This is a genomic window from Ideonella sp., assembly GCF_035254525.1.
Classification (GTDB): Bacteria; Pseudomonadota; Gammaproteobacteria; order Burkholderiales; family Burkholderiaceae_C; genus Ideonella.
In genome coordinates this window covers 1-10514 of record NZ_DATFAN010000043.1, presented here as the reverse complement: position 1 = coordinate 10514, position 10514 = coordinate 1, and the positions used below count along the sequence as shown (strand labels likewise).

Sequence of the window (10514 nt, the reverse complement as noted above, 5' to 3'; positions counted from 1 at the left end):
GATGAAAGTTGAACTGCCGGGCTATAGGGGCATCGCCTCCCCGATTAAACTGGGCCGTACTCCCGCAACCTACCGACTGCCGCCGCCATGAAGACACCCAAAGCATCCTTCCACTGGGACGACCCGCTGCTGCTGGACCAGCAGCTCACCGCCGATGAGCGCATGGTGCGCGAATCCGCTGCCGCCTACTGCCGCGAGAAGCTCGCCCCGCGCGTGCTCGACGCCTTTCGCAACCAGACCACCGACACGGCCATCTTCCGCGAGATGGGCGCGCTGGGCCTCTTGGGCCCCACCATCCCCGAGGAGTACGGCGGCGCTGGCCTGAACTACGTCTGCTACGGCGTGGTGGCGCGCGAAGTCGAACGCATCGACTCGGGCTACCGCTCGATGATGAGCGTGCAGTCATCTCTCGTGATGGTGCCGATCTACGAATTCGGCAATGAAGCCACCAAGCGCAAGTACCTGCCCAAGCTGGCCACCGGCGAGTGGATCGGCTGCTTCGGCCTGACCGAGCCCAACCACGGTTCCGACCCGGGCAGCATGGTGACCCGCGCGAAGAAGGTCGCCGGCGGCTACAGCCTGAGCGGCTCGAAGATGTGGATCACCAACAGCCCGATCGCCGACGTGTTCGTCGTCTGGGCCAAGGACGACGGCGGCCAGATCCGCGGCTTCATCCTCGAGAAGGGCTGGAAGGGCCTCTCCGCCCCCGCGATCCACGGCAAGGTCGGCCTGCGCGCCTCGATCACCGGCGAGATCGTGATGGACGAGGTCTTCTGCCCCGAGGAGAACGCCTTCCCCGAGGTGCGCGGCCTCAAGGGCCCCTTCACGTGCCTGAACAGCGCCCGCTACGGCATCGCCTGGGGCGCGCTGGGCGCGGCCGAGTTCTGCTGGCACACCGCGCGGCAGTACACGATGGACCGCAAGCAGTTCGGCAAGCCGCTGGCCGCCAACCAGCTGATCCAGAAGAAGCTGGCCGACATGCAGACCGAGATCACGCTGGGCCTGCAAGGCTGCCTGCGCCTGGGCCGCATGAAGGACGAAGGCACGGCGGCAGTCGAGATCACCTCGATCATGAAGCGCAACTCCTGCGGCAAGAGCCTGGACATCGCCCGCATGGCGCGCGACATGCTGGGCGGCAACGGCATCTCGGACGAATTCGGCGTCGCACGCCACCTGGTCAACCTGGAGGTCGTCAACACCTACGAGGGCACGCACGACGTGCACGCGCTGATCCTGGGGCGCGCCATCACCGGCATCGCGGCATTTTGAGCATGACCACGGGCGCGCTCCAGGGGCTGAAAGTCCTCGACCTGTCGCGGGTGCTCGCAGGCCCCTGGGCGAGCCAGATCCTGGGCGACCTGGGGGCCGACGTGGTCAAGGTCGAACGCCCGGGTGCCGGTGACGACACCCGCGCCTGGGGCCCGCCCTGGGTGGCCTCGAAGGAAGACGACGATCGCCAGGCGGCGTACTTCCAGTGCGCGAACCGCAACAAGCGCTCGGTCGCAATCGACCTGGCCACGCCCGAAGGGCAAGCCCAGGTGCGCGCGCTCGCGGCCAAGGCCGACGTGGTGCTCGAGAACTTCAAGGTCGGCGGCCTCGCCGCCTACGGCCTGGACTTCGAGAGCCTCGAAGCCGTCAACCCGCGCCTGGTCTACTGCTCGATCACCGGCTTCGGCCAGACGGGCCCCTACGCGCCGCGTGCCGGCTACGACTTCCTGATCCAGGGCATGGGCGGCTTGATGAGCCTGACCGGCCGCGCCGACGGCGAAAACGGCGCCGGCCCGCAGAAGGTCGGCGTCGCGCTGGTCGACATCATGACCGGGCTGTACGCGACCATCGCCGTGCTCGCGGCCCTCAGCCACCGCGACCGCACCGGCGAAGGCCAGCACATCGACCTCGCGCTGCTGGACGTGCAGGTCGCCACGCTCGCCAACCAGGCGGCCAACTACCTCGCCAGCGGCGTGGCGCCCAAGCGGCTGGGCAATGCCCACCCGAACATCGTGCCCTACCAGGACTTCCCGACCGCCGACGGCGACATGATCCTGGCGGTCGGCAACGACGGGCAGTTCGCGCGCTTCTGCGCGATCGCCGGCCACGCCGAATGGGCCGCCGACGAGCGTTTTGCGACCAACCCGGCGCGCGTGGCGAACCGCAGTGTGCTGATCCCGCTGCTGCGGCAGACCACGGTGATGAAGACCACCGCTGAATGGGTCGCCGCACTCGAGGCCGAGGCCGTGCCCTGCGGCCCGATCAACCGGGTCGACCAGGTCTTCGCCGACCCGCAGGTGCAGGCGCGCGGCATGAAGATCGAACTGACCCACCCCGCGTTCGGCCCCGTGCCGCTGGTGGCCAACCCGATCCGCCTGTCGGCGACACCGATCGCCTACCGCCAGGCGCCGCCGGCGCTCGGCGAGCACACCGCCGAGGTGCTGGCCGACTGGCTGGGGCCGGCCCCATTGCCGGCACGCTGACGCGCGCCACCCCGCTCGCTTGCGGGCGATCAACGCGCCGCCGCCACGGCCCACCAGAATCCTCCGCACCAAAGGCGTAGGGGATCGCGATGGCACGCTTTATTCGATGCATGGCATGGCTGTGGCTGTGCGTGCTGGTCAGCCTCACGGGTGCGGCATGGGCCAAGCCGGCCAACATCGTCTTCATCCTGACGGACGACCTGGACAGCGCCGCCGCCGCGAAGATGACCCAGGTCAAGGCCTTGATCACGAAGACCGGCACGGCCTTTCGCCACCACTACGTCAACGTGTCGCTGTGCTGCCCCTCCCGCGTGACGACGTTGCGCGGCCAGTTCGCGCACAACAGCACCATCATGAGCAACGATGCGCCCGACGGCGGCTTCGAGGGCACGTATGCCAAGGGCCTCGAGGCATCGACGGTCGCGACCTGGCTGCAAGACGCCGGCTACCGCACCGCGCTGATCGGCAAGTACCTCAACGGCTACCCCGACACAGCGCCGTCGCCCAACTACATTCCGCCGGGCTGGACCGAGTGGTACGCCGCGAACGGCGGCAACCCCTACGCCGAGTTCAACTACAGCCTGAACGAGAACGGCAACACCGTCACCTACGGCAACACCGCTGCCGACTACCTGACCGACGTCATTGCGGCCAAGACGAACGACTTCATTCGCCGCTCGGTCGAGCAGCACCCCGACCAGCCCTTCTTCGCCTATGTCGCGACCTATGCGCCGCACCTGCCCGCGACGCCCGCGCCGCGTCATGCGACGGCCTTGCCGGGCATCATGGCGCCTCGCCCCAGTTCGTTCAACGAAGCCGACATGAGCGACAAGCCGGGTTGGCTGCGCAACACACCCCTGCTGACCGAGACGCAGATCGCCGACATCGACGCCAAGTACCGCAAGCGGCGCCAGTCGCTGCTGGCGGTGGACGAGTTGGTCAAAGGCGTGATCGATACCTTGCAGGCCACCGGCCAGCTGGCCAACACCTACGTCTTCTTCGCCTCCGACAACGGCTTCCACCAGGGCCAGCACCGGCTGCCCTCCGGCAAGATGACGGCTTACGAGGAAGACCTGCTCGTGCCGATGAGCGTGCGCGGCCCCGGCGTGCCGGCCGGCGCCACCGTCGACGCCTTCACCGCCAACGTCGACTACGCCCCCACCTTCGCCGACATTGCCGGCGTGGCCACGCCGGACTGGGTCGACGGGCGGTCGCTGCAGCCCTTCCTGCGTGGGCAGACACCGGCACAGTGGCGCCAGGCCGTGCTGCTCGCGCATCGCCAGGTCGCCGCCCCGCTGAAGGCCCCGCCCGGGCCGCGCGAGCCGCCCGACCCGTTCGACACCGCCGACCTGGTGATCGGTGACTACACCGGCCTGCGCACGGCCGACGGCCGCACCTACGTCGAGTACGCCACGGGCGAGTTCGAGCTGTACAACAACCTGGTCGATCCGCGCCAGTTGCGCAATCGCTACGCCAGCGCCCCCACCAAGCTGAAGACTCGCCTGGCCTCGTGGTTGGCGGTGCTGAACAAGACCTCCGGCGAGGCGCTTCGGCAGGCCGAACTGCACGCCCCTTGATCAAGCTGGGTTCGGCCGCTTGGCCGAAATGGCTCAAAATGTTACATCCGTAACATGACCTGAGGTTGCCACGAACAGCCCGGCGCGCGAAGAATCGGCCCGCCGTCCCTGCGACGGTCAAACCAATACCTCACGCAAGGGAGTGTTCATGGCCAAGCGTCTCCAACGCCGGTGGTGGGCGGTACTCGTCGGCATCCTGGGTATCGCGCTGGCCGCATCGGCGGCCGCCAAGTCACCGAACATCGTCTTCATCCTGGCCGATGACCTGGACAACGCGGCCGCCGCCACGATGAGCCAGGTCAAGGTCCTGGTCACCGACCGCGGCACGAACTTCCGCCGCCACTACGTGAGCCTGTCACTGTGCTGCCCGTCTCGCACGACGACCCTGCGCGGCCAGTTCGCCCACAACACCGGCATCTACAAGAACGAGTTGCCCGACGGCGGCTTCGGCACCGTCTACAGCCGGGGGCTCGAGAGCTCCACCGCCGCCACCTGGCTGCAGGACGCCGGCTACCGCACCGCGCTGTTCGGCAAGTACCTCAATGGCTATCCCGACGGGGCACCGTCGGCGACCTACGTGCCGCCGGGCTGGACGAGTTGGATGAGCCCCAACGGCGGTACGCCCTACAAGGGCTTCAATTACACGATGAACGAGAACGGCGTGACGGTCAGCTACGGCGGCCTCGAGGCCGACTACCTGACCGACGTGATCTCGGCCAAGGCGGCAAGCTTCATCCGCGACTCGGTCGCCCGTTTCCCGAGCCAGCCCTTCTTCATCTACCTCGCACCCTACGCGCCGCACGCGCCGGCCACGCCAGCGCCCCGCCACGATGGCGTGCTGAAGAACATCAAGGCGCCTCGTACCAGTTCGTTCAACGAAAGCGACGTGTCCGACAAACCCGCCTGGTTGCGCGCCCTGCCACAGCTGAGCTCGACCCAGATCAAGGACATCGACAAGCTCTATCGCAAGCGCCGCGAGTCGCTGCTGGCGATCGACGAGATGGTGAAGAACATCGTCGACACGCTGCAGTCCACCGGCCAGCTCGCCGACACCTACGTCTTCTTCGCCTCCGACAACGGCTTCCACCAGGGGCAGCACCGGCTCGATTCGGGCAAGAACACAGGCTTCGAAGAGGACCTCCTCGTGCCGCTGACGGTGCGCGGCCCCGGCGTGCCCGCCGGCCGCACGGTCGACCAGTTCACCGCCAACGTCGACTATGCGCCGACCTTCGCCGAGATCGCCGGCGCCAGCGCGCCGGCCTTCGTGGACGGCCGCTCGCTGATGCCCTTTCTGCGCGGGCAGACGCCGCCGACCTGGCGCCAGGCCCTGCTGCTCGAGCACAAGGCCGGCGCCTCGCAGCAACTGCGCGGCGCTGACAGTCCGCTCGAGCCGGCCGACCCCTTCGACCGCATCACCGGCGCGGGCGCCACCATCGACGCCTTCATCGGGCTGCGCGTCGCGGACGGAACGAGCTACCTCGAATACGAAACGGGCGAGCACGAGCTCTACAACAACGGCAGCGATCCCGCGCAGCTGCGCAACGTCTACAACTCCACCCCGCCCTTCACCAGGCAACGCCTCGCATCCTGGCTCGCGACCTTGAAGGACGCTTCGGGCGCCGCGCTGCGCCAGGCCGAGCTGGGCCCGCCCTGACCCCCCTGTTTCGCAAGGTAAAGCCCGACCGCGCAGTTGCCCCGGACCCGCCGGGTCGGCAGAATCTTTGGGCCCTTCGGCAACCCTTCAGGAGACACCATGCGCAAGTTGCTGCGACTTGGGACGATCATCGTGTTGGCGTTGCACGTCGCCTGCGGGGGGGGCAACAGTGGCAGCAACGTGCCGCCGCCCGGTGAACACGCCCCCAACATCGTCTTCATCCTGACCGATGACCAGGACCTCGCCAGCCTGGCCCAGATGCCCAAGGTCAAGGCCTTGCTCGCCGACCAGGGCGTGCGGTTCTCCAGCCACTACGTCAGCCTGTCCTTGTGCTGCCCCTCGCGGGTCACCGGGCTGCGCGGCCAGTTCGCCCACAACACCGGCATCTTCGGCAACAGCGCCCCCGACGGCGGCTTCGCCGGCACCTACTCGCGCGGCCTCGAATCGTCGACCATCGCCACCTGGCTGCACGGCGCGGGCTACCGCACCGCGCTGTTCGGCAAGTACCTCAACGGCTACCCCGACAGTGCGCCGTCGATGACCTACATCCCGCCCGGCTGGACCGAGTTCTACAGCCCGAACGGCGGGCTGCCCTACCGGAACTTCAACTACACGTTGAACGAGAACGGCAGCACGGTGAGCTATGGCGAGACCGAGGCCGACTACCTGACCGACGTGCTGTCGGCCAAGGCGGCCGATTTCATCCACCGCTCGGTCGATCAATACCCCGACCAGCCCTTCTTCGCCTACATCGCCACCTACGCGCCGCACGCCCCGGCCATCCCGGCGCCGCGTCACGCCGACGCGTTCCCCGGCGTGCAGGTGCCACGCACCGGGTCGTTCAACGAAGCCGACGTCAGCGACAAGCCCGAGTGGATTCAGATCCGCCCGCTGCTGACCGACACCGAGATCGCCGACATGGACGACCTGTACCGCAAGCGCCTGCAGTCACTGCAGGCGGTCGATGACCTGGTCGAGAACGTCGTCGGCGCGCTGCAGGCCACGGGGCAGCTCGCCAACACCTACGTCGTCTTCGCCTCGGACAACGGTTACCACCAGGGCCTGCATCGCCTGGACTCCGGCAAGATGACCGCATTCGAGGAGGACCTTCACGTGCCGCTGCTGGTGCGCGGGCCCGGTGTGGCAGCCAACACCGCCGTCAACCTGATGACGGCCAATGTCGACTACGCCCCGACCTTCGCGGAAATCGCCGGCATCGCCGCGCCCGGCTTCGTCGACGGACGCTCGCTGATGCCCCTGCTTCGAGGCCAATCGCCGGCCGATTGGCGTGAGGCGCTGCTGCTCGAGCACAAGAATGTCGCAGGCGACCAGAGCCTGACCACACCGAATAGCGGCACGCTGGAGCCCGACGACCCGTTCCAGGCGAACCGGCCACCCGCCATCGCTCCGTTCTCGGGGTTGCGCACCGCCGATGGCCACTCCTACGTCGAATACGAGACGGGCGAGTTCGAGCTCTACGACAACACGGTCGACCCGTACCAGCTCACCAACATCTACACCACCGCGCCGACGGACTTGAAGACGCGCCTGGCCGGCTGGCTCGGTACGCTGAAGGCCTCCGCGGGCGCCAACCTGCGAGCGGCCGAGCGCGCCCCCTGAGCCAGCCGGCGGCTACTTGCGCGGCGCCACCGGCGCCGGCCCGTCACTGCCCAGCTCGATCGCGTAGGCCAGCGCCAGGCGGCTGAACTTGATCGCGTGATCCGCCGTGTTGCCGGATTTGTCGATCGTGTCCTGCGAGGTGTGAATGTACGGGTTGTACTGGCTCATCGGCGCCTCGAACGGGAACGAGGCCACGTAGCCGTTGCTGGTCCAGCTCGCGTGGTCGGAGCAGGCATAGCCGCAGGCATCGTTCTTGACCACCAGCGTCGGCAGGTAGTAGGCGGCCAGGTCGCGCACGAACTGGTTCTGCGCGGCGTTGGTGTAGTCGGTGATCATCGTGATGTCGTTCGTGCCGCCCTGGTAGTTGGTCATGTCCAGCTGCAGCGCGCCGACCACCTTCTTGCCCTTGGCCCTGTAATCGGCCGCGATGGCGGCCGAGCCGCGCAGGCCCACCTCTTCCGCCGCGTAGGCGATGAACTGCAAGGTGCGCCGCGGCTGGTAGCCGCTCGTCAGCAGCACCCGCACGACCTCCTGCAGGCTGGCCACGCCGGAGGCATCGTCATCCGCGCCCGGGGCGATGCTGTTCTCGTTGGTGAAGCCCACGGTCGAGTCGAGGTGGCCGCCGATCACGACGATCTGCTTCGGCCGCGTCGTGCCCTTGATCGTCAGGATCACCGATTTCTGCGGCCAGCTCGGGTGGGTGAACTGCTTGACCGTCACGTCGGTGCGGCCGGCCGCGAGCTGCTTCCAGCTCTGCGCCAGGTCGTCGCTCGCATTCACGCCCCCGGTCGTCGTGTAGTAGCGGTTCTTGTAGGCGGTCGACAGCTGCACGATGGACGAGCGCACCTGGCTCTCCTGCAGCTGCGGCAGCAGCGCGTTGACCTCGGCCGCGTCGTCGATCGCATAGCTGACCTTGCCTTGCGGCCCCACGCCCGACTTGAAGCGCGCCAGTGTCTGCCGGCCTTCGGCGCGCGAGGCGTGCACGATGTAGCCGCCACAGCGGTGAAGTTGCTCGTGCACATCGCGCGACAGGCGCGGCAGCGCGTCTTCGTCGACCCGCATCAGGTAGATGGTTTCGCTCGGCAGCGCGTGCGGTTCGACCTGCTCCATCTGTGCGCCCGCGCGGCGCAGCAGGCGGTAGGCGTCCTCGCCCATCGAGGCCCAGACCAGCGGGCCGGCGCTCGCGGTACCCACCAGGCATGTCGCCAGGGTGCTGGACAGCCAGGCAGCGCGGGATGGATTCATGCGCGTCTCCATTTACCTTAAGGTCGGTCAAGGAACGGTGTTGCTGCACCGCAGCAGGGCCGCGGGCGGCTCGGCGACAATAACGGGTTCACCCATGCCGCCCCATCCCACGAATCGAGAAAAGAAACATGAGTGCCTTCAATGAAGAACGCGTGTTGAGCGTGCACCACTGGACCGACCGCCTTTTCAGCTTCACCACCACCCGCGACAGCTCGCTGCGCTTCTCGAACGGCCACTTCACGATGATCGGCCTGCGCGTCGAAGGCAAGCCGCTGCTGCGCGCGTATTCGATCGTCAGCGCGAACTACGAAGAGCACCTCGAGTTCCTCAGCATCAAGGTGCCCGACGGCCCGCTGACCTCGCGGCTGCAGCACATCCAGGTCGGCGATTCGGTCATCGTCGGCCGCAAGCCCACCGGCACGCTGCTGATCGACTACCTCACTCCGGGCAAGCGGCTGTACCTGCTGTCCACCGGCACCGGCATGGCGCCCTTCATGAGCATCGTGCGCGACCCCGAGACCTACGAGAAGTTCGAGCAGGTCATCCTCGTGCACGGCGTGCGCGAGGTGAAGGAGCTGGCCTACCACGACTACCTCACGCGCGACCTGCCGGCGCACGAGTTCCTCGGCGAGATGGTCACGCGCCAGCTGCTGTACTACCCGACCGTCACGCGCGAGCCCTACAAGCACCAGGGCCGGGTGACCACCGTGATCGAGAACGGCCAGCTCGCCCGTGACCTGCGCCTGCCGCCGCTGAACGCGGCTGAAGACCGCGTCATGATCTGCGGCAGCCCCGCGATGCTGCGCGACCTGAAGACCATGATGGAAGCCCGTGGCCTGAAGGAAGGCAACACCAGCACGCCGGGCGACTACGTCATCGAGCGCGCCTTCGTCGACCAGTAAGTCGGGCGTCGGAAAAGGGCGCGGCCGGTTTCTTGACCGCGCTCAATTACTTCTCGAAATACTTTACAAAAGCGACGCCAGCAACTCGCGCGTCCGGGGCAGCATCACGCCAGTGGCCGTCAACTCGCCACCTCGTGTCATGCCCCTCACAACAAGCCGACCACCGGCGCGCCCACCCGGCCCCCTCACCGCCCTCGTTCTCGCGCTGCTGCTGGCCGGTTGCGCCGCACCGACAACCGTCCCCGAAACCCGGCCCGGCCTCGCCGACGACGCACTGGCCGGCTGGGCCCGCGCCGACGCGGCCCCCGCCGGTACGGCAGCGCCCGACGAGGCCATGCTCGCCCACTGGTGGCGGCAATTCGGCGACACCGGCCTCGACCGGCTGATGGCGCAGGCGTTGGCCGCCAACCGCGACCTGCAAGCCGCCCAGGCCAGCCTGCGCCAGGCCCAGGCGGCCCGCGCCGCAGCCGAGGCCGGCCTCTTCCCGAGCGTGGGCGTATCCGCCGGCGCCAGCCGCAGCGCCAGCCGCACCAGCGCCAGCAACCTCTACAAGCTCGGCTTCAGTGCCAGCTGGGAACCCGATCTCAGCGGCGCCCAGGCGGCCGGCCTGAGCGCCGCCAGCGCCGACCTGCAGGCCGCCCAGGCCGACCTGGCCACGACCCGCATGACGCTGGCCGCCGAGCTCGGGCTGGCCTACGTGCAATGGCGCGGTGGGCAGGCGCGCGAGCGCATCACGCGCGAGAGCCTGGCCAGCCTCGAACAGACACTGGAGCTGGCACAGTGGAAGGCCCAGGCGGGCCTGGCCAGTTCGCTCGATGTCGAGCAGTCGCGCCTGGCGACCGAGCAGACCCGGGCGAGCCTGCCCAGCCTGGCCGCCGAGATCGCCCAGTACGAGCACCAGATCGCGCTGCTGACCGGCCAGTCGCCGGCCCAGTGGCGGCCCGCGGCGGCAGCCATGCCGGACGCGGGTGTGCCGCAGGCCGAGGCGGCGCTGCAGCGCCTGGCCGTCGGCCTGCCGGCCGACCTGCTGCGCCGCCGGCCGGAT

Annotated in this window: 8 protein-coding genes; 7 read left to right on the top strand and 1 reads right to left on the bottom strand. The window is 68.3% G+C overall.

Going from position 1 to position 10514, the window contains the following annotated elements; all coding sequences use genetic code 11:
- Window positions 1-87 precede the first annotated feature (87 nt).
- From VJ693_RS04285 to VJ693_RS04265, 5 genes are all read left to right on the top strand, one after another.
- A complete protein-coding gene (locus tag VJ693_RS04285) occupies window positions 88-1269 on the top strand; it encodes an acyl-CoA dehydrogenase (RefSeq protein ID WP_324152228.1) in 1182 nt (393 codons plus the stop codon).
- 2 nt (window positions 1270-1271) lie between these two features.
- On the top strand, window positions 1272-2471 hold the full coding sequence (locus tag VJ693_RS04280) for a CaiB/BaiF CoA-transferase family protein (protein ID WP_324152227.1): 1200 nt from the start codon (window positions 1272-1274) through the stop codon (window positions 2469-2471).
- A gap of 110 nt (window positions 2472-2581) precedes the next feature.
- Window positions 2582-4048: a sulfatase-like hydrolase/transferase gene (locus tag VJ693_RS04275; RefSeq protein WP_324152226.1), complete on the top strand. Its 1467-nt coding sequence runs from the start codon at window positions 2582-2584 to the stop codon at window positions 4046-4048.
- A gap of 148 nt (window positions 4049-4196) precedes the next feature.
- On the top strand, window positions 4197-5702 hold the full coding sequence (locus tag VJ693_RS04270) for a sulfatase (RefSeq protein ID WP_324152225.1): 1506 nt from the start codon (window positions 4197-4199) through the stop codon (window positions 5700-5702).
- A gap of 99 nt (window positions 5703-5801) precedes the next feature.
- Window positions 5802-7322: a sulfatase gene (locus VJ693_RS04265; protein ID WP_324152224.1), complete on the top strand. Its 1521-nt coding sequence runs from the start codon at window positions 5802-5804 to the stop codon at window positions 7320-7322.
- Window positions 7323-7334: 12 nt separating this feature from the next.
- On the opposite strand, the gene VJ693_RS04260 is transcribed toward VJ693_RS04265, so the two are convergent.
- On the bottom strand, window positions 7335-8567 hold the full coding sequence (locus VJ693_RS04260) for a M20/M25/M40 family metallo-hydrolase (RefSeq protein WP_324152223.1): 1233 nt from the start codon (window positions 8565-8567) through the stop codon (window positions 7335-7337).
- 128 nt (window positions 8568-8695) lie between these two features.
- On the opposite strand from VJ693_RS04260, the gene VJ693_RS04255 reads away from it, so the two are divergent.
- Window positions 8696-9469 (top strand): ferredoxin--NADP reductase, encoded by a 774-nt coding sequence (locus VJ693_RS04255; RefSeq protein ID WP_324152222.1) that lies wholly within the window; start codon window positions 8696-8698, stop codon window positions 9467-9469.
- A gap of 139 nt (window positions 9470-9608) precedes the next feature.
- Window positions 9609-10514: TolC family protein (locus VJ693_RS04250; RefSeq protein WP_324152221.1), on the top strand; the 906-nt coding region annotated here is incomplete at its 3' end.

What these genes read in the sequence shown, in the direction of transcription:
- VJ693_RS04265 (WP_324152224.1), top strand. Translation starts at nt 5,802, where the DNA reads ATGCGCAAGTTGCTGCGACTTGGGACGATCATCGTGTTGGCGTTGCAC.
- VJ693_RS04255 (WP_324152222.1), top strand. Translation starts at nt 8,696, where the DNA reads ATGAGTGCCTTCAATGAAGAACGCGTGTTGAGCGTGCACCACTGGACC.
- VJ693_RS04280 (WP_324152227.1), top strand. Translation starts at nt 1,272, where the DNA reads ATGACCACGGGCGCGCTCCAGGGGCTGAAAGTCCTCGACCTGTCGCGG.
- VJ693_RS04285 (WP_324152228.1), top strand. Translation starts at nt 88, where the DNA reads ATGAAGACACCCAAAGCATCCTTCCACTGGGACGACCCGCTGCTGCTG.
- VJ693_RS04270 (WP_324152225.1), top strand. Translation starts at nt 4,197, where the DNA reads ATGGCCAAGCGTCTCCAACGCCGGTGGTGGGCGGTACTCGTCGGCATC.
- VJ693_RS04260 (WP_324152223.1), bottom strand. Translation starts at nt 8,567, where the DNA reads ATGAATCCATCCCGCGCTGCCTGGCTGTCCAGCACCCTGGCGACATGC.
- VJ693_RS04275 (WP_324152226.1), top strand. Translation starts at nt 2,582, where the DNA reads ATGGCATGGCTGTGGCTGTGCGTGCTGGTCAGCCTCACGGGTGCGGCA.